The organism is Microbacterium enclense (assembly GCF_001456955.1).
GTDB classification, from domain to species: domain Bacteria; phylum Actinomycetota; class Actinomycetes; order Actinomycetales; family Microbacteriaceae; genus Microbacterium; species Microbacterium enclense.
Map to the genome: position 1 here is coordinate 15427 of NZ_KQ758478.1, position 19821 is coordinate 35247.

A 19821-nucleotide genomic window follows, 5' to 3' on the forward strand; every position below is an offset into this window, starting at 1 on the left:
AGGGCGCGGACTGGTCGCCGCGCCCTCCGTGCGATCACATCGTCGTCGCGGCGAAGAGCGGGGTGAAGACGGCGATGAGCACGACCCAGAATGCGAGTGCGACGACGCCGATCATCACGCCGACGAGCGCCGGGGTGTTGCGGTAGCCGGCGGCACGCGACTGGCGCCAGGCGATGAACGACACGAGGGAGCCGATGAAGGTGAAGAAGAACGACAGCACGAGGCCGACGATTCCGAGCGACTTGCCGGGATAATCGACGCCGACCGGAGCGGGCTGGGACATGGATCCTCCTGAGACGAGCCGCGGTCCGACACTCTCGCGTCCCGGACGACCGCGCGGCGAGTCGTCAGTATCGGGCGTGCTCAGCCGGACCGCGGACACCCTGCTAGCGGCGACGGTCGATGCCGCGGCCGAAGATCACCCGCGGCATCGACGTCGGGCCTTCCCGCCTCACCCGCGCCGCCGCCGCCCCTCGTCAGGGCGTGACCATGCCGCCGTTGACGTTCAGCGTCTCGCCGGAGACGTAGCTCGACTCCGCGGAGGCCAGGAACACGAACGCCGGCGCGATCTCGGCCGGCTGACCCGCGCGCTGGTAGGTGCTCTCGTCGTCGAAATGCTCCATCTGATCGTCGGAGACGCCCTGGCTCACCTGCAGGGCCGACCACGTGGGACCGGGGGCCACGACGTTGACGCGGATCCCGCGCGAGGCGAGCTGCTGCGCGAGCCCCTTGGACAGGTTGTTGATCGCTGCCTTGGTGGCGGCGTAGTCGAGCCGGTCGGGCGCGGGGACGTAGGCCTCGAGCGAAGCGGTGTTGATGATCGTGCCGCCCTCGGGCAGGTGGGCCAGTGCGGCCTTCGTGATCCAGAACGGTGCGAAGACGTTCGTGCGGAACGTCTGCTCGAACTGCTCGTCCGAGAGATCCTCGACCGTGTCGACCATGACCTGCTTGCCGGCGTTGTTCACCACGATGTCGAGACCGCCGAGCGCGTCGGCGGCACGATCCACGAGTTCGCGGCAGGCGGCGGGCTCGGTGATGTCGAGCGCGATGGAGACGCCGGTGCGGCCGGCATCCCGGATCTGCTCGAGCACGTGGTCGGCGTCGCGTTGCTCGTCGGGGAGGTGCACGATCGCCACGTCGGCGCCCTCGCGCGCGAACGCGATGGCGACGGCGCCGCCGATGCCGGAATCGCCGCCCGTGATCAGAGCCTTGCGTCCGACGAGCCGGCCGAGGCCCCGGTACGTCTTCTCGCCGAGGTCGGGCACGGGGGTCATATCGGCCTGCACGCCCGGCTCGGGCTGGTGCTGCACGGGCGGCTCGACGCGCGCATACCGGGTGACGGGGTTGTCGAATGTGAACTGATCGCGATCGGAGGTCATGCTCCGACGCTAGGCACCGGAACGCGGTGACGCCGAGGCCTTGACGGGGCCGTCGACGACAGCGGTACGGCCGCCGCCCCCGGCCAGCACGTCGTCGACGACCGCGGACACACGCTCCGCAGAGGTGCGCCACGAGAAGCGCTCGGCGTTCGTCAGGCCCGCGGCGACGAGGTGCGCACGCAGGGTCGGATCGTCGACCACGCGCGACATGGCATCGGCCAGGTCGGTCTCGTCGTACGGGTCGACGTACACGGCGGAGGAGGCGAGGACCTCGGGCATCGAGGCGGCTCGCGCCGCGATCACGGGACACCCGCACTGCTGCGCTTCGAGCGGGGGGATGCCGAAACCCTCGTACAGCGACGGGAACACGAACGCGAGGGCACCGCGGTACAGCGTCGTCAATTCGTCGTCGTCGATGCGCCCGAGGAAGTGGACGCGGGCGGGGGAGTCCTCGTAACGCTGTCGCGCGAAACTGTTGGTCTGGCTGCCGACGACGCGCAACTCGACGTCGGGGTGGGTCTCGGCGAAGCGTTCGAACGCCGACAGCATGCGGGCGAAGTTCTTGTGGGCGTTGGGGGAGGACACCGCGAGCAGGTAGGGGCGCCCGGCCGCGGCCTCGCCCGGATGGAAGCGGGCGTCGGCGCCGTTGTGGATCACCGTGAAGCGTCGGGGATCCACGCCGAAGTGACGGGCGATCTCGCCGCGCGAGAACTCGCTGACGGTGAGCAGCGCGTCGCTGTGGGCGATGAGACGCGGGACGACGAGACCGTACACGGCGCGGAAGCGGCGGCCGAAACTCTCGGGATGCCGGATCCAGGTGATGTCGTGGTGGGTCGAGATCTGGGGGCGGTAGCCGATGGGCCCCGTGCTCGCGAGGTTCAGCAGCAGCGCGCGGCGGCGCCGGGCGAAGAGCGGCAGATCGATCTGCTCCCACGCGTGACCACGGGTGCGCCCGACCCGCGTGATGCGCGACGGGTCGAGACCGGCGGTGTCGATGGGTCCGTTCGGGACGGCCAGAGTGACGTCGGAGCGCAGGTCCAGGAGCTCGCGCGTGATCTCGGTGGCGAAGCGTTGGATGCCGGTCGTTCGCTGCGTGAGGAAGCGGGCGTTGACGACGATCATCGTGACGCGACCTCGCGGGGGGTACGTGCGACGTCGTACAGCGCGAGCGAATCGTGGCCGACCCGGTCGTCGGTCAGAGCACGACGCGCCCATTCGAGTGCGGCGGCGGACATGCGCTCGCGCAGCCCCGCGTCATCGAGGAGCAGAGCGGTCGCGGCGATGAGGCCCTCGTCGGTGCCGCGGATGAACCCGGTCACCCCGTCGTCGACGGTGTCGCGGTTGCCGACGACGTCGGACACCACGGCGGGGAGTCCTTGCGCCTGCGCCTGGATGAGCGAGAGCGACATGCCCTCCCACAAGGACGGGAAGAGGAGGACGTCGAGACCGTCGATCAGTGCCGACAGCTCGTCGGGGGACACCCAACCGGTCACCCTGACCGGCGCGTCGGCGAACCACCTCGCTTCGTCGGCGGCGTCGCCGCCGCCGATCCACAGGAAGTCGGCGCGGTCGTCGAGCGCCCGAGCGGCGGCCGCGAACCGCCACGGGGCCTTCTGGTAGGTGACGCGACCGACCATCCCGACGACGGGGCGCCGCATGCGGTCCGCGCGACGAGGGCGCCGGGCGACCGTCTCGGAGGCCACCCCGGTCTGCAGCAGGTGCGCGCGCGCAGGAGCGAGCACGGACTGCGCCACGGCGTACTCCGAGGGCGAGGTGAGGATCAGGGTGGAGTGGCGAGCCAGGCTGCGCTCGACGGCCCGGAACGCGGCGCGCGCGCCCCGCGGCAGATCGAGACGGAGGAACGCGAAGCCGTGCGGCGAATAGAAGACCGTGCTCGGGTCGCGCCGCCCGCGCAGAGCCCACCGGACCGCGGCGCCCGCGAAGCTGGAGTGCGCGTGGACGACATCGACCGCGTCGTCGCGCCGGACCGCACGGCCCAACGCCCGCAGGTCGTCCAGGCGCCCGCCGGTCGACACGCGGATGAGCGCGACGTCGGGGTGGAATCGTGCGCGCAGCGCCTCGTCGGAGGGGGTCTCGGGGCGCGGGGCGAACATCACCCGCACATCGGCGCCGGCCTCGGCCTGTCGACGGGAGATGCTGTCGACGACGCTGAGGACGCCGCTGCCCATCGCCTCGGTCACATGCAGCACGCGTGTCATGTCGTCGTCATCTCCATCCAGGTGCGGGCGATGCCCTCGGTCAGGGTCAGGTCGTGATCGGTGCCGAACTCGTCGACGAAGCGCGTGACATCGAGCACGACGTGGTCGACGAAGGTGGCGGGTTTGGGGGTGATCTCCACCGCGAAGTCGCGGCCCACGACACCGCGAACGGTCTCCAGCACCTCGGCCACGGACGTTCCGCGACCGCTGCCCAGGTTGTAGACGCGGTGCCGGGGCTCGGCATCCACCATCCGCAGGATGCGCCGGACGAGGTCGTCGACGTGGATGTAGTCACGGATCATCGACCCGTCTCCCACCTGCACGACCGGCTCCGAGCGCAGGATGCGATTCAGCGTGATCGGGATGACCCCTTGTCGCTTCGAGGGGTTCGGATTGGCGCCGTAAGGGTTCGAGATGCGCAGGGAGACGGCCGAGAGGCCCGCGGTGGCGGCGTAATAGTCGATGTATCGCTCGACCGCGAGCTTGCCGATGCCGTACGGAGAGACGGGAGCCGCCGGGGCGTCTTCGACGAACGTCGCGCTCGGTTGGGGGCCGTAGATCGCCCCGCCGCTGGAGGCGTAGAACAGGCGACGGATGCCGACGCGCGCGCAGATCGCGAGGAGTTCGACGCTCTGCGCGACGTTCGTGCGCAGGTCGATCGTGGGGTCGCCGTCGACGGTCGCCGGCGTGGTGGTGGACAGGAAGTGGAAGACGACGTCGTGCCCGTCGGCCACGGATGCCAGGTCGGCGACGCTGAGGAAATCGCCGGCGACGACGGTGAGGTCGGTGGAGGAGAAGGCCCGCGTGCCCCGGCTGAACCGGTCGAACGCCGTCACCCGATGGCCCGCGCCGACCAGGGCGTCGGTGAGACGGGAGCCGAGGAAGCCGTTCGCCCCGATGACCAGGCAGCGCGCCATCAGCGACGCCGGGGGGAGCGGTCGGTCATGTGCGGGGCCCTCTCTGCCGGACGACGGCCGCCGAAGTCACCTCCGCCGGATCGTCGCCAGGAGCAGACGGAGGTCGCGGCGGGCGAGCAGCGGGCTCAGCGCCGACACGACGATGACCCAGACGCCGGCCGTGCAGATGAGGCGGGCGAGGGGCTCGAGAGGGGTGAAGAACGCGGCGTCCGCTGCCGAGGCGACCGCCCATGCGGCGAGGAAGACGGCCAGGGGCGGGAGACCGGCGCGCACGAGAGCCGCGGAGGGAACCCCCGTACGCGGGAGGAAGATCAGGGCGGCTGCAGCCCACAGCAGGAACTGACCGGCAGCGACGGCGGAGGCCACGGCCAGCGGTCCCGAGAACGACAGGGCCACGGTCAGAGCGATCATCGCGACGCGGCCCACGGTCTCGGATGCCAGCAGCATTGCGGAGCGTCCCGTCGAGACGAAGGCCCAGTACTGGGCGTAACCGAGCGTCTGGAACACCGCCGCGACCGCGAGGATCGGCACGAAGACGGCGGCATCCGCCCACGCGTGTCCGAGCACGACCTCCACGGAGGGACGAGCGGTGGCGACGAGGAGGCTGAGATAGGCGAAGGCGGGAAAGCAGAGCAGCGTCTGGAACCGCGCGAGACGGGCACCGATCTCGTCCGGACCGGAAGCGTCGGCGAGGTGGGGAATGACGACGCGTGTCAGCGGGGTGATCACCTGGTCGATCGGGAGGTTCACCAACTGGGTCGCCCTGTTGAAGAGACCGATCACCTGATCGCTCGCGGTCCGCGCGATCATGATCGTGCCGACATTCGTGGATGCGTAGTTCAGGGCGTGGACGGCGAACGTATTGCCACCGAAGGCGAGGAGTCCGCGCACATCGGCCCCGCGCCGGGGGAGGCCCGGGCGCCACGGGGTCAGGACGAACGCGAGCAGCAGCGTCATCGCGGCGGCGACCGTGCCCTGCAGAGCGAGCGCGAAGTACCCGGCGCCGAAGAGCGCCACCGTCACCGCGACGGCCAGTCCCGACACGTCCCCCGCCAGCTCGGCGACGGCGAGCCGCCCCAGGCGCCCCGATCGGTTCAGCTCGACCCGCAGCTGCGCGCTGGCGGAGCGCAGCAGGAACGCGGGCGCGAGCAGCAGCAGCACGGTCACGAGGCGGTCGTCGTCGAAGACCGCGGCGAGCGGCGGTGCGACAGCGACGACGAGGGCGCTCGCCAGCGCGCCGACCCCCGCGTTCAGCCAGAAGAGAGTGGTGCGCTGGTGATCGTCGAGCGACGGCGCACGCAGCGCCGCCATGCTGAGGCCGAAGTCGCCGAGGACGGCGGCGAGGCCGGCGACCGATGCTCCGAGCGCCACGATGCCGAAGTCGGCGGGGCCGACGAGTCGCGCGAGAACGATGATGCCGAGGATCTGCGAGAGATAGCGCCCCCACTGCGCTCCGAGCAGGAAGAGAGCGCCTCTCCTCCGCGGGGCGACGACGTCGGTCGCGGTCATCGGGTTCTCCTCGCGCTGTACGGTGACGGCCGTGAGCACGCTAACCTCGACGGGAGCCGCTCCCGGAGGCCCCCGTTCGACACTCCCCGGGTTATTCGACTCCGTGCGCGCCCGTCGCGTCATGGTGATCCTGGTATGGGCCTCGTCGATCGCGTCGCCGATCGTCGAGACAGTGCTGAGCGACCGCCAGCACTACGTGGAGGGCAAGACCTCGACGGTCGCCCTCGCGGTGACGCTCAACGGCCTCGGGGCGGTCATCGTTCCGGTGATCGCCGTCGCGGCCACGTTCTTCATCGCCCTGTACTGGCGTGTGACGGCCCCCAGCCTGCTCCTGGTCATCGCGCCCGGTCTCGTGCTGGCCGCGAATGAACTCGCGCACGGTCGTCCGCCGACGCTCGGTCTGCTCATCACCGCGACTGCCGGGGCGCTTTTGGTGAGCGTGCGGGTGAAACTGCCCGATCTGGCCGTGGTCGGTTATCTCGGTGCTCTGGTCGCCACCGCGTCCGTCGCCGCGTTCTTCCTGACGCCGTCGAAAGTGCTCATCTCGGGCGGCGTGAACACCTTCGACAAGTCTCTGACAGGGGCGCCTCTGCTAGCGGGCATCTTCACGCACTCGAACACGTTCGGGATGTTCCTCGCCCTCGCCTTGCCGTTCGTCTTCCTCGCGCGGCGATGGCCCGTGCGGCTGCTCCTTCTCGCCGCCCTGGGGTGGGCGCTGATCCTGTCGTCTTCGCGAACGGCGCTGGTCGGAGCCGCGGTCGTCTTGGTGGTGCTGATGCTGGCACGGATCCTGCCGCGGACGGCGTTCGCAGCGGTCGCCATCCTCGGCTTCGCGGTCTCCGCCTTCGCCATGTTGTGGCTTCCCTTCACCGAGACCGACCCCGAGGCCTACACCCACCGCGGATCCATCTGGATCTTCGACCGACAGCAACTGGGCGACCACTGGCTGTCCGGTCTGGGAGCCCACTGGTTCGCGGACAACTATCCGCTGCTCAGGTCGGTGCTGTCGAGCGCGGCAAGCCACGCGCACAACCTGGCTCTGACGACGCTCATCCAGGGCGGAGTCGTCGTGCTCGCGGCGTGGACGACGGTGATGGTGGTGGCCCTCTTCGCCACGCTGCGCCGCCCCTCCGCCCGCCAGCGCGGCGTCGGAGTGGCGTTCCTGCTCGGGCTGCTCGCGGTGGGGGCCACCGAGACGCCCTTCGGGCTCGTGGGGTGGGGACCGCTGTCGGCATCCGCGCTCATCCCGCTCTTCGTCCTGGCCGGACAGGGATGGATCGAACGCGAGGAGGACGAGCACGCTCGTGCCCTCTCCTCCGTCCCTCTCACCCGGGCTTCCCTGCGGGCGCGCCGACGCTGAGACGGTCCGCTCACCTCCGCCGGCGCAGCCAGTCCCGCACGCCGCGTCGCAGACGCATCCATCGGGCGCGCCGTGCGGAGGACGACGCGTGCCCGGCATGCCGCGCCGAGGCGAGAGCTACGTCGTCGGGGGGCCAGATGAACCGTGCGATCAAGCGCAGGCGCACCGGCCAGGGCTCGGCGTTCATGGCCAGCCAGTACGCGCGGACGCGATCGGGCTGCCGCCGCCACACCCAGTCGTGTGGAGTGCCCGAGGCATCCGCGTCGAGGGAGCCGGGGACGGCGAGGGGGCCGAGTTCGTGTCTCAGCGCGGGAACGGCGCCGAGCTCGCGTGCCCGGACGACGCTCCCGTCGGCGCGGGCGAGGAAGTCCCTCGCGGAGGCGGATGCGCCGGGCGCCCGCCGGCCGGCGCCGATCACCGGTCGGACCGCGTGCAGCGCCGCCAGCACGGCGTGCGTCGCAGGAGCAGGGACCAGGATGTCGACACCCGCGAAGCGCAGCGGGGCGGTGTCTCGGACGACGAGATCGAACGCGCGCTCGTCGTCGAGCGTGAGGCCCGGGAAGCGCCGGTGCACGTCGATCTCGCACCCCCATTGCTCGGGGATGAGTGTCACGGTGTGGTGGATGGTCGTGCCGAGCCAGGGATCGGGGGCGCGATGCCATCCCCACGGCCTCAGTGCGTCGACCAGCTCCTCGACCCGCGCCGGGTCGCACCACAGGTCGACATCGCCGGAATGCTCGCGATCGCGCAGCCCCTGCAGGCGAAGCGCCGGACCCTTGGTGAACACGCACCGGATGCCACGGCTCGCGGCCACGCGGGCGACGAGGGCGTAGACGAGCTCGTGCAGGGCGGACGACAGCACCGGCGGATGCAGCTCGTCCACTCGGGAGGGATGCGATGGCGCGAGAACGGCGAGGCCGAGTTCGGCGAGATGGGTCAGAACCGCCTCTTCATCGGGGGTGACGGTGGCGGGTGGAAGCGGCGCGGAGGCGATGAGACGGCGCCAGAGCGCCGCGCCGACACCGACGAGGCAGACCGCCTCGGAGGCCCGCGTGGGGAGGACGAGGACGTCGGCGTCCGCGTCGAAACCTGCGGCATCGCGTACGTCGAGCGCGCCGTTCGCGATGGGGATCCACCCGTGGCCGGGGGGAACGGAAGCAGGCATGGGGCGACCTCGCGGAGACGGCGGTGACCGTCCAGTCTCGCTTCCCGCGGCGCGGATCCGCGGTGCCGACGCGGTCACGCGCGGGCGGGAACGGAACGAATCACCTCGGGGCGGGCCGTTTTTCACCACTGCGTGCGCGCGTCAGTGGATACCGCCCCGGTCGACGAGACGTGTCGGGACGAGATGCGTCTGCGAGCCGGTCGCCGGGACCGCCGCCCGCGCGAGCAACGTCTCGGCGGCGCGTGTGCCGAGGTCGGAGACGTCGTAGTCGACGATGCGGATGCGTCGCGGCAGGAGGCGCGACAGCTCGAAGTCGTCGAAGCCCGCGACCGCCACCTCGGCACCCGCGGTCAGGATCGCCTCGAGGGCGCCGATCGTGACGCGGTTGTTCGCGCAGAAGACCGCCGTGGGGGCGTCGCCGCTGTCGAGGAGGCGCTGCATCGCGTCGCGCGCCATGGCGGGGGTGTGCAGGCCGTCGATCACGAGGGCCGGATCGGGGGCGCGCCCGGCGGCGGCGAACGCCTCCTCCACACCCGCCCAGCGCTGCGTCATCGTGAAGATGCCTCGGCGGTCGAGCAGCACGGCGATGCGGCGGTGTCCGGCGGCGAGCAGCTCGGCGACCGCCGCCCGGGCGCCTCCGGTGTTGTCGAGCAGGATCGCGTCGGCGGGGATGCCGCTGCCGGGGCGGTCGAGGAACACCACCGGGGTGCCCAGTTCGACCTCGCGCGCGAGATAGGCGTGGTCGTCGGCCGTGGGGACGACGATCAGACCGCCCACCTGGCGTTGGCAGAGATCGAGCGCGAGGAAGCGTTCGGTGTCGGCATCCTCTTCACTCGAGGTCATGACGAGGTGCATCCGGTCGCGCGCGGCGACGGCGGAGACGGCGGCGGCAACGGCCATGTAGAAGGTGTTCGACAGGTCGGCGGCGATGAAGCCGATCGTGTCGCGGTTGCCGGAGCGCAGGCTCGCGGCGAGGGCGTTGCGGTGATAGCCCAGGCGCTGCACCGACGCGGCCACGCGCTCGGCCATGCCGGGGTCGACGCTGGGTTCGCCGTTGATGACGCGGGAGACGGTCTTCAGGCTCACGCCGGCATCGGCGGCGACGTCGATCATCGTGGGCCGGCCGGTCTTGCGCATGCGTCTCCTCGGAAGCCGCCGGGCGCGGCCTCCTCCGAGCATAGGGACGGCGGGCGCTCGCGGAGGAAACGCGGCGTAACCTCGCGCAGGCTGCGGCGGCGGGAAAGGGCGGCGCGGTGAGGCGTTGAGGTGCGGCGAGGGGATGCTTCTTGGTGTGGGGCGGGTTTCGCCGTTTGGGGCGGGCGTTGTGCGCCCCGAACGGCCGATCCCGCCCCAAAACCTTCGAGCCCGCTACCGGTAGGCGCGCAGCTGGTTGAGCCTGAACCGTCTCATGGGTCGTCGCGACGGGGTGGTTTGGGGCGGGTTTCGCCGTACGGGGCGGGCGTTTTCCGCCCCGAACGGCCGATCCCGTCCCGAAACCGGACAAGACCGCTCGCGGCGACCGGGTCACGCCTCTGGGGTGACGAACGTCCCGTTCTCATGCGAGGCGATCGCGGCGGCGAAGAGGCGATGGGTCAGTGCGGCCTCGTCGGGACGGACGCAGCCGAAGCCGTCGCCGAGCTCACCCACGTACTCGGCGAGGAAGGCCGCCCACATCTGCAGGATGGCATCCGAGAATCCCGACTCGAAGTTGGGTCCCGTCACGGTCGGCCAGACGGACTGGCTGCCGGCGTCGATCTGCTGCCAGCTCTGCTCGCGCCCGACCCCGGGCACGTCGATGAAGGCGAAGACCTCGACCTGCTTGGGGTTCTTCGTGCTGAAGCGCACGCCGCCGGACATGCCGATGGCCTCGAACTCCCACGTGTTCTTCTGGCCGGGCGCGATGCGCTTGGTCTCGGTCGTGAGGGGGAAGGGGGCGCCGTCGTGGCGGGCCCACGAGTGGATGACGGCGTTGTCCCACGTGTCGCACGGCTGCGGCGTGCCGTCGGGGCCGGGGCGTTCGGTGACGACGTCCTGCAGGATGCCGACGACCTTCTCGGGGGTCCAGCCCAGGCGCAGCGGCACGTGCCAGGTGTGCATGCCGAGGTCGTTGAGCACGCCCGCTTCGCCGCAGAACTGCTTCTGGCGCTTCCAGTTGAGGGGCTTGTTGACATCGATGTCGCTGGCGTGCAGGAAGGTGCATTTCGCCTCGACGATGCGGCCGAGCGCACCGGATCGCACGTAGTCGACGGCCCACTGGGCGCCGGGGAAGAACGGCATCTCGCTCGAGACGCGCACGAACGACTCGGGCGTCTCGTCGATGGCTGCGACGACCGCGTCGGCGGCGGCGCCGTCGATGCCGAAGGGCTTCTCGGCGAGCAGCGCCTTGCCCGCGCGCACGGTGTCGACGTAGAGCCGCTCGTGCAGGTCGTGGCGAACGGCGATGTAGACGACGTCGACGCGGGGGTCGGCGAGCAGCTCGTGATGGTCGGTCGTCGTCAGCTGCACGGTGTCGATGCGCTCGAAGAACGACAGCGCCGCGGGGTTGATGTCGCAGACGGCGACGAGCTCGGGCTCGGCGGGGTGGTCGATGAGCGCGGGCCAGCGGCGCAACGCCGCGGCGATCTCGCGGCCCATGAGCCCGCCGCCGATGATGCCGATGCCGATCTTCTTGCCGGTCATGCCGTGCCTCCTGCGCCGATAGTGGTGGTCGAGCTGAGCGAGCGGGTCATGCCCCACCGCCGATCAGGGCGAGGGCGTCGTCGACCGAGGCGTCGTCGTGCACGACCGCCATGAGCGCCGCGGTGATGCCGGCCGGGTCGTGGTGCTGGATGACGTTGCGGCCGTAGACGATTCCGCGAGCGCCCTGCTCCAGCACGGCACGGGTGCGCTCGAGCAGCGTGCGGTCGTCGACCCGGCCGCCGCCGCGCACGAGCACGGGGGTGTCGCCGGCGGCTTGGATGACGCGGTGGTACTCGGTGATGTCGTCGGTGGGGTCGGCCTTGATGAGGTCGGCGCCGAGCTCGCGCGCCTGGCGCACGAGGGTCACGATCTTCGCGGTGTCGCCGTCGACGCCGTATCCGCCGGTTCCGGGCTTGGTCTGCATGACCAGGGGCTCGATCATCAGCGGCATCCCGTACCGTTCGGCGTCGGTGCGCAGGGCCAGGATCGAGCGGATGCACTGTTCGCGCACCTGCGGCTCGCCGGGCAGGTCGAGCAGGTTCACGCACACGGCGACGGCGTCGAGGCGGACGGCGACCTCGATGGCATCCGGAACGTGGATGCTGTGCAGCGGGGATTCGAGCGGGTCGCCGTAGACGTTGGCGATGTCGGTGCGCAGCACGAGTCCGGGCTTCTGCTTGCCGGGGACCGACTGCAGCAGCGGCGCCTGCCCGAGGGTGAGCTGGACCGCGTCGGGGCCGGCGTCGACGAGCGTCGCGACGGTCTTCGCCATGTCTTCGATGCCGGTGAGGAAGGCGTGCTCGTGGAACGCGCCGTGGTCGACGGCGACATCGAGGGCGCGGCCCGAGCGCGCGTTGAAGAGGCGGTGGAGGCGGGGTTTCGACATGGGGTGTGGGTCTCCGAGACGTCGTGTCGGGGCGCGGCTCTGCGCTCGACGGTCAGTATGCGGGGCGCGAGACAACGTTGTCAATGGCTGCTAGCGTGAGCGGCGCAACGGCGAGGAAGGCGGAGCTCATGGGTGATCTGTACGGTTCGACGATCGGCGAGGTGAGACGGCGCACCGGCTCGCTCGCGCAGGTGGCGAGTGTGGAGGCGTCGGTAAGGACGGATGGGCCGGATGCCGGGACCCGACGTCTGCGGCTCGTCGCGGGCGAGCTGGAGGTCGAGCTGCTGCCCGACCGCGGTCTCGACCTGGGGCAAGTGCGGCACCGGGGTGTGCCGCTGGCCTGGGTCTCGCCGACCGGCTGGCCGCGGCCGGGCGCCGGGGGGTTCGGCGCCTCGTTCGGGGGAGGTCTCGTCACGACCTGCGGTCTGCTCTCGTTCGGCCCGCCGTCGATCGACGCCGAGGGCGAGCATCCGCAGCACGGGCGCTACAGCGGGCTCACGGCATCCGTCACCCGAGCGGAGGTCTCGGACGACGCGGTCGTGGTGGAGGCGACCATCGTCGAGGCGACGGTGCTCGGCGCGCACCTGGAGCTCCGGCGGCGGGTGCGTCTGCCGTTCGGCGAAGGGCGGATCGAGCTTCGCGACGAGATCGTGAACCGCGGGTCGCGTCCCGTCGAACCGATGGTGCTGTACCACGTCAACCTCGGGTGGCCGGTGGTCGATGCCGGGTCGGTGCTGCGTTCCCCGGCGGAGCGTGTGACCGCGCGCGACGCGGCGGCCGAGGCGGGACTCGGGTCGTGGGCGGAATTCCCCGAGCCCGCGGCGCACTATCCGGAGCAGGTGTTCGTCCATGAGGTGCCGGCCGAGCGTCGCGTCGCCGCCGAGGTGATGTCGCGGGCGGGGCTCGGCATCCGGATCTCATTCGACACCGCCGTGCTGCCGGGGATGTTCCAGTGGCGCGTCGCGCAGGAGGGCGCGGTCGTGCTCGGCGTGGAGCCGGCGACGGCCCCCACGATCCTCGGGCGCGCCGATGCGCGCCGTCGGGGTCTGCTGCGCGAGCTGGCGCCCGGGGCGTCATGGCGGCTGGGGCTCGACATCGATGTCATCCGAAACGGATCCGTGACTTGACAACGTTGTCCCGCGGGCTCATGCTGACTCCAGCGGAGCCCGACCGAGGGTTCCGGGTTCCCAAGACAACGATGTCGGAGCAGCGATGACGCACGAGCGAGAGACGGCCGCCGAGGCCGCCGCGGCGCGCCCCCGCGCCCGTCTCATCGACGTCGCCACCGCGGCCGGCGTCAGCCCCAAGACCGTCTCACGCGTCATCAACGACGAGGCGGGAGTGCTTCCCGGCACGCGCGAGCGGGTGCTGCGAGCCGTCCGCGACCTCGGTTTCGTGCCCGACCGCAGCGCCCGCGAGCTGAAGCGGCGCGACGCCGACACCATCGGCATCCTGATCGATGCGATCAGCGACCCGTTCTTCGCCGCCTTCGTCAGCGTGATCGAGGAGCTCGCCGTCGCCGAAGGGCTGAGCGTCATCTTCGCCAGCACCGGCTACGACGCCGCGCGCGAGAGCGTCCAGCTCGACCGGTTGACCGGACACCGCCTGGTGGGTCTCATCGTCGCTCCCGTCGCCGTCTCGGCATCCACCTGGCGGCGCTGCGCACCCGCTTCCCGGTGGCCTGCATCGACCGGGTGCGCTCGGGGATCGACGCGGTCGTGATCGACGACTTCGGGGCCGCCGTCGAGGCGACCACCGCCCTCATCGCGCACGGACACCGACGCGTCGCCTTCATGGGGGAGGACGTGCCCTACCCCACCGTCAGCGACCGCCTCTCCGGCTACCGCTCGGCCCTCGCGGCCGCGGGGCTGCCCTTCGACCCCTCGCTCGTGGTCACGCACGAACGCTTCGGGCGGGGAGAGGCCATCGAGGTCTCGCGCCTACTCGAACGCGCCGACGCTCCGACCGCGCTGCTGTGCGCGACGAGCCTCGCGGCGATCGGCACCGTGCGCGCGATCCGCTCGAGAGGGCTGCGGATGCCGGCGCTCATCTCGTTCGGCGACTTCACGCTGGCCGAGGTGCTGGATCCCGGCATCACCTACGTCGACCACGACCCGCGCCTGCTCGCCTCGGCGGCCTTCCGGCTGCTGCGCGAGCGAGCCGTGCGCCCCGACGAGGGCCCGGAGCGCGTCATCGTCCCCACCCGGCTCGTGCCGCGGGGGTCGGGCGAGATGCAGGCGGCGCGCGCGAGCGACGCGGTGGCGTCCACGATGGGCCCTTCGACAGGTTCAGGGACCATCGCTGCGTTGGCGGGCTCAGGGGCCATCGCTGCGTCGGCGGACTCCAGGACCACCGCTGCGTCGGCGGGTGGCCCCGGGCCCACCCCGCTCCCCGCCCTCGCCGCACCCGCCACGGCGCTCGTCGCCACCGCTCTCTCCCTCGTCCACCCCGAGCCGGCCGGCGACGCCGCCGTTCCGGCCGCAGCCCCGATCGGAGCACCGTGATGAAGCCCGTGCTGCTGCCCCCCAATCCCGTGCAGCACTTCTACCTCGGCGGCGACCGCATCGCGGCGCTGCGCGGGATCGTGCCCGAGACCGACCGGCAGCCCGAGGAGTGGCTCGGCTCGACCGTGTCGCGTTTCGGCTTCGACACCATCGGCCTGGCCGTGGCCGAGGACGGGTCGTTGCTGCGCGACCTCGTCACGGCCGATCGCGCCGCGTGGGTGGGAGCCCGAGGGGGACGGGATGCCGCCGATCTCGGCATCCTGGTCAAGCTCCTCGATGCACGCCAGCGCCTCCCCGTCCACGTGCACCCGGGTCGCGGGTTCGCCTCGTCGCACCTCGACTGCCCGTACGGCAAGACCGAGGCCTGGTACGTGCTCGAGACCGAGGCCGACTGCGCCGTGCACGTCGGCTGGAACCAGGACGTCGACCGCGACGAGCTCGACCGCCGCCGCGACGCGCAGGACAGCGAATGGATGCTCTCGCGCATGAACCGCGTGGTCGTGCGACCCGGCATGGGCGTGCTCGTGCCCGCCGGCACCGTGCACGCGATCGACGGCGGCATCTTCGTCGCCGAAGTGCAGGAGCCCACCGACTTCTCGATCCTGCTGGAGTGGTCGGTCACGACCTCGACGCGCGAGGAGTCGCACCTCGACCTCGGCTTCGACGCCGTCATGCCCGCCGTCTCGACCGAGAGACTGGATGCCGACGCCCTCGGCGCTCTGATCAGCACGGCGGGGACCGCCCCCGCCGGCCCCGCGTTCCGTGCGCTGCTGCCGGATGCCGCCGACCCCTACTTCCGTCTGTTCGACGCCGCGGGCGAGACCGTCGCGCGCGAAGCGGGCTTCGCCGTCGTGCTGGTGCGCGAGGGGGCGGGCGCGCTGGTCTCGGACGCCGGAAGCGTCGAGATCGAACGCGGGCAGGTCTACGCCGTGCCGCACGCCTTCGGGGCCTGGCGTCTCACCGGCGAGGCCGAGGTGCTCGTCGCCGCGCCCGGCGCCGGCTGGCCCGGCACCCTCCGCGGGGGTGACGTGCGATGAGCGACTACGTCGTCGGGATCGACATGGGCTCGACCAGCACGAAGCTGCTGGTCGCCACCCCCGAGGGGCGTCAGGTGCTCGTCGCGAGTCGACCCTCGCCCTGGACCAATCTCGACCACGGCCGCGCCGAGATGCCCGCCGAACGGGCGATCGCCGTCGTGCGCGACCTGGCCGCCGAGGCCGACCTGCGCCTCGACGCCGGTTATCGCGTGATCGCGCTCGCCGTGTCGGGCATGGCCGAGGCCGGGGTGCTGCTGGATGCCGAGGGTGCCGCGCTCGCGCCGATCATGGCGTGGTTCGACCCGCGGGGCGCCGCTCAGATCGGGGCGACACCCGCGGAGTTCCGCGCCGAGTTCCCCGGCCGTACCGGGCTGCCGGTGGGGCCCCTGGCATCCATCGCCAAACTCCTGCACCTGCAGGCCGACGGGATCGCGCTCGCCGGGACGACGTTCCTCAACGTCCCGGAGTACGTGGTGCACGCGCTCGGCGGACCGCGCGTCGCGGAGTACTCGCTCGTCTCGCGCACCGGGCTCATCGACCAGGACGACAGCACACCGTGGGCTGCCGCGCTCGACGTGCTCGGCGTCGACGAGTCCCTTCTCGGGCGCCGCGTGAGCGCGGGTGAAGCGGTCGGATCGCTCACCGACCCCGAGATGCCGGCGGGCTTCCGCGGGGCGGCGCTCACCGTGGCCGGACACGATCACTTGGTCTCGGCCGTCGCCGTCGGCGCCACGCACACGGGGCAGCTCTACGACTCGATGGGTACCGCCGAAGCGCTCGTGCGCGTGCTCGACGACACCCTTCCGTTCGCGGCGCGCGAGCGCCTCGCCCACGCCGGGATCAACTGCGTGCGTCACGTCATCCCCGGCAAGTACGTGCTGCTCGCCGGCACGAAGTCGGGGCTGCTCATGCGACGCGTGCTGCAACTGCTCGGCATCACGGATGCCACGGGTCGCGCGGTCATCGACGCCGCCGCCCTGGCGCTCCCGGTCGACGGCGCCCTCGCCGACGGGGGCCTCGAGGTCTCGGGCGCGCGCAACGACGACGGCGTGCTGAAGATCGTGGCGCAGAGCGACGGACTCAGTCCCGCCGAGCTGTTCGCCGCCTCGCTGCGCCACGGCAACGACATGCTCGCCGAGTGCATGGCGGTGATGGACCGCGAGGTCGCGCCGCCCACCTCGACGGTGCTGACCGGAGGGTGGTCGACCATGGCATCCGTCGTTCGCTCGCGCTCGGCGCTGCTGCCCGAGGTCACCGTGTCGACCCACGACGAGGGCACCGCCTACGGGGCGGCGCTGTTCGCGGCGTTCTCTGTCTCCTCTTCTTCTTTCGAGGACGTCGCCGAGACGTTCCTCTCTTCTTCTCTCGTCGCCGACGAGAGTCCGCTTCTCACCAACGAAAGGAGCTGACGATGCCGTCAGTCACGACCGCTGTCCCGGTGCTGCAGGCGCGCGGGTTGTCGCGTCAGTTCGGTCATGTCCGGGCGTTGAACAACGTCGATTTCGAGGTCTACCCGGGCGAGGTCACCGCGTTGATCGGTGACAACGGCGCCGGCAAGTCCACCCTGGTGAAGGCCCTGTCGGGCAACCTCGCCGTCGACGAGGGGCAGATCCTCTTCGACGGCAAGCCGATCGAGATGACCAACCCGCAGGTCGCGTCATCGCTGGGCATCGAGACGGTCTACCAGGACCTGGCGCTCGCCCCGCACCTGGACCCGGTGCAGAACATGTACCTGGGTCGCGAGATCCGCCGGCCGGGCATCGCCGGGGCGTTGGGGTTCATGAAGACCAAGGACATGGCGAAAGCCTCCCGCGCCGCCTTCGACGAACTCGGTGCGACGGTGCGCTCGCTCACCTCCCCCGTCGGGGAGATGTCGGGTGGACAACGCCAGGCGATCGCCATCGCCCGCGCCGTGCACTGGGCCGGGCGCCTGGTGTTCCTCGACGAACCCACCGCCGCCCTCGGGGTGCGTCAGACCAAGAACGTGCTCGAAACGATCCGCCGGGTGCGCGACAAGGGCATCGCCGTCGTCCTCATCTCGCACTCCATGCCGCACGTGATGGAGGTCTGCGACCGCATCCAAGTGCTCCGCCTGGGCACCCGCGTGGCCAACATCGACGCGAAGAACACCTCCATGGAAGAACTCGTCGGGCTCATGACCGGCGCCGTCACGAAGGACGACCAGAAATGAGCCTCAAAACACCCCCGACCGAAACGGTGGCCATCGGCACGCTGGACGACAACAAGCCCAGCTTCGTCAAAGGACTGCTGAAGGCGCAGGCCTTTCAGATCCTCCTGATCCTCATCGTCATCGTGCTGATCTTCAGTGCGCTGGCGCCGGACTCGTTCGCGCAGTGGTCGAACTTCCGCCTCATCATCCAGAACGCCTCCATCCTCGCGGTGCTGGGCGTGGGCATGACCTACATCATCATCACCTCGGGCATCGACCTCTCGATCGGCTCGGTGCTGGTGTTCTCGGGGGTCGTGTCGGCGCTGACCATGCGCGCGCTCGGCGGTGAGGGATGGGGAGTGGCGACCATCGGCATCCTCGTGTCCATCTTCAGCGGCGTGTGCTGGGGCCTCTTGAACGGGTTCCTCATCGCCAAGGCCAAGATTCCGCCGCTCATCGTCACCCTGGGATCGCTCGGCATGGCCCTCGGTCTCGCGCAGATCCTCACCGGCGGTGTCGACATCCGCGACGTACCGACGGTGCTCACGGTGTCGATCGGCTACGGCAACGTCTTCGGATCGCTTCCGATCATCAGCGTCATCGCGCTCGTCGTCGTCGTCATCGGCGCGATCGTGCTGCACTTCACGAAGTTCGGCCTCTACACCTACGCCGTCGGCTCCAGCGAGCTCGCCGCCCGTCGCGTCGGCGTCAAGGTCGACCGCCACCTCATCTCGGTCTACACGCTGTCGGGGGCGCTCGCGGGACTCGCCGGCATCCTGGCCCTGTCGCAGTTCTCGACCACGGCGATCGCCGGTCAGTCGCAGACCAACCTGAACGTCATCGCGGCCGTGGTGATCGGCGGCACCTCCCTCTTCGGCGGCGTGGGCACGATCTTCGGCACCGTCGTGGGCCTGTTCATCCCCGCGGTGCTGCAGAACGGCTTCGTCATCACCGGCGTGCAGCCGTTCTGGCAGCAGGTCGCGGTCGGCGCGGTGCTGATCACGGCCGTCTACGTCGACCAGGTGCGCCGCACCGCCGCGACCCGCGGCAACACCCAGAGCCTCTGGCGCAAGTTCGTCAGCGGAGGACGCCGCGGCTGAGGCCCGGCATCCGACACCCCACCAAGAGAGAACGGTCATCACAATGCAGTGGAACAGCAAGGTTCTCGCGTTCGCCACCCTCGGCGCCGCAGCCACCCTCGTCCTCGCCGGGTGCTCCGGCGGCTCCTCGTCGGGAGGCGCCGCGGGCGGTTCCGACGGCGGCTACAAGATCGCGTTCGTGCAGGGCGTCGCCGGGGATGAGTTCTACATCTCCATGCAGTGCGGCATCGAAGCCGAAGCAGAGAAGGAAGGCGCCACCGTCACCACCCAGGGTCCGGAGAAGTTCGACCCGACGCTTCAGAAGCCGATCGTCGACGCCGTCGTGGGGTCGAAGCCCGACGCGCTGCTGATCGCGCCGACCGACGTTTCCGCGATGCAGGCGCCGATCGCGGCGGCCGAAGCGGCAGGGATCAAGGTCGTCCTCGTCGACACGACGCTGGAGGATCCCTCCGGGGCGGTCTCGCAGATCTCCTCCGACAACGAAGGCGGCGGCGCCGCCGCGTTCAAGGCGATCCAGGATGCCAACCCCAACGGCGGCAAGGTGCTCGTGGTCTCCACCGACCCCGGTGTGTCCACCACCGACGCCCGCGCCGAAGGCTTCGAAAACGCCGTCGCCGAAGACAGCAAGTTCGAATCGGTCGGTGTGCAGTACTCGCACAACGAGCCCTCCACCGCCGCGGAGATCGTGACCGCTGCGCTGCAGAAGGACCCCGACATCGTCGGCATCTTCGCCGCCAACCTCTTCGCCGCCGAAGGCTCCGCCACCGGCGTCCAGCAGGCCGGCAAGCAGGGACAGGTCACCATCGTCGGCTTCGACGCCGGCCCCGCCCAGGTCAAGGCCCTCGAAGCCGGCACCGTCCAAGCCCTCGTCGCCCAAGAGCCCGCCACCATCGGCT

Annotated in this window: 19 protein-coding genes; 9 read left to right on the forward strand and 10 right to left on the reverse strand. The window is 70.9% G+C overall.

The features are described from left to right. Positions 1-34 precede the first annotated feature (34 nt). The 6 genes from AS029_RS16515 to AS029_RS16540 form a co-directional block, all read right to left on the reverse strand. The gene (locus tag AS029_RS16515) at positions 35-283 is read right to left on the reverse strand and encodes a hypothetical protein (protein ID WP_058233694.1); all 249 of its coding nucleotides are present in this window, start codon (positions 281-283) and stop codon (positions 35-37) included. 193 nt (positions 284-476) lie between these two features. Beyond that, positions 477-1379: an SDR family oxidoreductase gene (locus tag AS029_RS16520; RefSeq protein WP_058233695.1), complete on the reverse strand. Its 903-nt coding sequence runs from the start codon at positions 1377-1379 to the stop codon at positions 477-479. A 9-nt stretch (positions 1380-1388) separates the two neighbouring features. After that, on the reverse strand, positions 1389-2501 hold the full coding sequence (locus AS029_RS16525; RefSeq protein WP_074615991.1) for a glycosyltransferase family 4 protein: 1113 nt from the start codon (positions 2499-2501) through the stop codon (positions 1389-1391). Further along, complete coding sequence (locus AS029_RS16530) at positions 2498-3598, reverse strand: glycosyltransferase family 4 protein (RefSeq protein WP_058233696.1); 1101 nt, start codon at positions 3596-3598, stop codon at positions 2498-2500. The genes AS029_RS16525 and AS029_RS16530 overlap by 4 nt, the downstream gene beginning before the upstream one ends. Continuing rightward, positions 3595-4515 (reverse strand): NAD-dependent epimerase/dehydratase family protein, encoded by a 921-nt coding sequence (locus AS029_RS16535; protein ID WP_058233697.1) that lies wholly within the window; start codon positions 4513-4515, stop codon positions 3595-3597. The genes AS029_RS16530 and AS029_RS16535 overlap by 4 nt, the downstream gene beginning before the upstream one ends. A 66-nt stretch (positions 4516-4581) precedes the next feature. Further along, positions 4582-6024 carry a lipopolysaccharide biosynthesis protein gene (locus tag AS029_RS16540; protein ID WP_167345297.1) on the reverse strand — a complete coding sequence of 481 codons (1443 nt, stop codon included), beginning with the start codon at positions 6022-6024 and terminating at the stop codon, positions 4582-4584. 31 nt (positions 6025-6055) lie between these two features. Between AS029_RS16540 and AS029_RS16545 the strand changes: the two genes are divergently transcribed. After that, a complete protein-coding gene (locus tag AS029_RS16545; protein WP_167345298.1) occupies positions 6056-7384 on the forward strand; it encodes an O-antigen ligase family protein in 1329 nt (442 codons plus the stop codon). A 10-nt stretch (positions 7385-7394) separates the two neighbouring features. Here the strand turns inward: AS029_RS16545 and AS029_RS16550 are convergent, their stop codons facing one another. The 4 genes from AS029_RS16550 to AS029_RS16565 form a co-directional block, all read right to left on the reverse strand. After that, positions 7395-8549 carry a nucleotidyltransferase family protein gene (locus tag AS029_RS16550; protein WP_058233700.1) on the reverse strand — a complete coding sequence of 385 codons (1155 nt, stop codon included), beginning with the start codon at positions 8547-8549 and terminating at the stop codon, positions 7395-7397. A gap of 141 nt (positions 8550-8690) precedes the next feature. Beyond that, entirely contained in the window at positions 8691-9686 is a 996-nt protein-coding gene (locus AS029_RS16555; RefSeq protein WP_058233701.1) for a LacI family DNA-binding transcriptional regulator, read from the reverse strand. Positions 9687-10073: 387 nt separating this feature from the next. Then, positions 10074-11228, reverse strand: a complete 1155-nt coding sequence (locus AS029_RS16560) for a Gfo/Idh/MocA family protein (protein WP_058233702.1) — start codon at positions 11226-11228, stop codon at positions 10074-10076. 46 nt (positions 11229-11274) lie between these two features. Next, complete coding sequence (locus AS029_RS16565) at positions 11275-12114, reverse strand: class I fructose-bisphosphate aldolase (protein ID WP_058233703.1); 840 nt, start codon at positions 12112-12114, stop codon at positions 11275-11277. Positions 12115-12242: 128 nt separating this feature from the next. On the opposite strand from AS029_RS16565, the gene AS029_RS16570 reads away from it, so the two are divergent. The 8 genes from AS029_RS16570 to AS029_RS16605 form a co-directional block, all read left to right on the forward strand. Continuing rightward, positions 12243-13241: an aldose 1-epimerase family protein gene (locus AS029_RS16570; RefSeq protein ID WP_058233704.1), complete on the forward strand. Its 999-nt coding sequence runs from the start codon at positions 12243-12245 to the stop codon at positions 13239-13241. Positions 13242-13326: 85 nt separating this feature from the next. Next, positions 13327-13836 carry a LacI family DNA-binding transcriptional regulator gene (locus AS029_RS16575; RefSeq protein WP_058233705.1) on the forward strand — a complete coding sequence of 170 codons (510 nt, stop codon included), beginning with the start codon at positions 13327-13329 and terminating at the stop codon, positions 13834-13836. Further along, entirely contained in the window at positions 13791-14618 is an 828-nt protein-coding gene (locus AS029_RS16580) for a substrate-binding domain-containing protein (RefSeq protein WP_058233706.1), read from the forward strand. The genes AS029_RS16575 and AS029_RS16580 overlap by 46 nt, the downstream gene beginning before the upstream one ends. Continuing rightward, complete coding sequence (locus AS029_RS16585; RefSeq protein ID WP_217630087.1) at positions 14615-15655, forward strand: hypothetical protein; 1041 nt, start codon at positions 14615-14617, stop codon at positions 15653-15655. Before AS029_RS16580 ends, AS029_RS16585 begins: the two co-directional genes overlap by 4 nt. Further along, positions 15652-17064, forward strand: coding sequence for an FGGY-family carbohydrate kinase (locus AS029_RS16590; RefSeq protein WP_074615993.1), 1413 nt, complete (start codon positions 15652-15654; stop codon positions 17062-17064). The genes AS029_RS16585 and AS029_RS16590 overlap by 4 nt, the downstream gene beginning before the upstream one ends. Before the next feature lie 2 nt (positions 17065-17066). Then, positions 17067-17846 (forward strand): ATP-binding cassette domain-containing protein, encoded by a 780-nt coding sequence (locus AS029_RS16595; RefSeq protein ID WP_058233708.1) that lies wholly within the window; start codon positions 17067-17069, stop codon positions 17844-17846. Beyond that, complete coding sequence (locus tag AS029_RS16600; protein ID WP_058233709.1) at positions 17843-18925, forward strand: ABC transporter permease; 1083 nt, start codon at positions 17843-17845, stop codon at positions 18923-18925. Before AS029_RS16595 ends, AS029_RS16600 begins: the two co-directional genes overlap by 4 nt. A 43-nt stretch (positions 18926-18968) precedes the next feature. Then, positions 18969-19821, forward strand: an 853-nt coding sequence (locus AS029_RS16605; RefSeq protein WP_082642375.1) for an ABC transporter substrate-binding protein, incomplete at its 3' end; no start/stop codon positions are given.

What these genes read in the sequence shown, in the direction of transcription:
- AS029_RS16515 (WP_058233694.1), bottom strand. Translation starts at nt 283, where the DNA reads ATGTCCCAGCCCGCTCCGGTCGGCGTCGATTATCCCGGCAAGTCGCTC.
- AS029_RS16520 (WP_058233695.1), bottom strand. Translation starts at nt 1,379, where the DNA reads ATGACCTCCGATCGCGATCAGTTCACATTCGACAACCCCGTCACCCGG.
- AS029_RS16525 (WP_074615991.1), bottom strand. Translation starts at nt 2,501, where the DNA reads ATGATCGTCGTCAACGCCCGCTTCCTCACGCAGCGAACGACCGGCATC.
- AS029_RS16530 (WP_058233696.1), bottom strand. Translation starts at nt 3,598, where the DNA reads ATGACACGCGTGCTGCATGTGACCGAGGCGATGGGCAGCGGCGTCCTC.
- AS029_RS16535 (WP_058233697.1), bottom strand. Translation starts at nt 4,515, where the DNA reads ATGGCGCGCTGCCTGGTCATCGGGGCGAACGGCTTCCTCGGCTCCCGT.
- AS029_RS16540 (WP_167345297.1), bottom strand. Translation starts at nt 6,024, where the DNA reads ATGACCGCGACCGACGTCGTCGCCCCGCGGAGGAGAGGCGCTCTCTTC.
- AS029_RS16550 (WP_058233700.1), bottom strand. Translation starts at nt 8,549, where the DNA reads ATGCCTGCTTCCGTTCCCCCCGGCCACGGGTGGATCCCCATCGCGAAC.
- AS029_RS16555 (WP_058233701.1), bottom strand. Translation starts at nt 9,686, where the DNA reads ATGCGCAAGACCGGCCGGCCCACGATGATCGACGTCGCCGCCGATGCC.
- AS029_RS16560 (WP_058233702.1), bottom strand. Translation starts at nt 11,228, where the DNA reads ATGACCGGCAAGAAGATCGGCATCGGCATCATCGGCGGCGGGCTCATG.
- AS029_RS16565 (WP_058233703.1), bottom strand. Translation starts at nt 12,114, where the DNA reads ATGTCGAAACCCCGCCTCCACCGCCTCTTCAACGCGCGCTCGGGCCGC.
- AS029_RS16570 (WP_058233704.1), top strand. Translation starts at nt 12,243, where the DNA reads ATGGGTGATCTGTACGGTTCGACGATCGGCGAGGTGAGACGGCGCACC.
- AS029_RS16575 (WP_058233705.1), top strand. Translation starts at nt 13,327, where the DNA reads ATGACGCACGAGCGAGAGACGGCCGCCGAGGCCGCCGCGGCGCGCCCC.
- AS029_RS16590 (WP_074615993.1), top strand. Translation starts at nt 15,652, where the DNA reads ATGAGCGACTACGTCGTCGGGATCGACATGGGCTCGACCAGCACGAAG.
- AS029_RS16595 (WP_058233708.1), top strand. Translation starts at nt 17,067, where the DNA reads ATGCCGTCAGTCACGACCGCTGTCCCGGTGCTGCAGGCGCGCGGGTTG.
- AS029_RS16600 (WP_058233709.1), top strand. Translation starts at nt 17,843, where the DNA reads ATGAGCCTCAAAACACCCCCGACCGAAACGGTGGCCATCGGCACGCTG.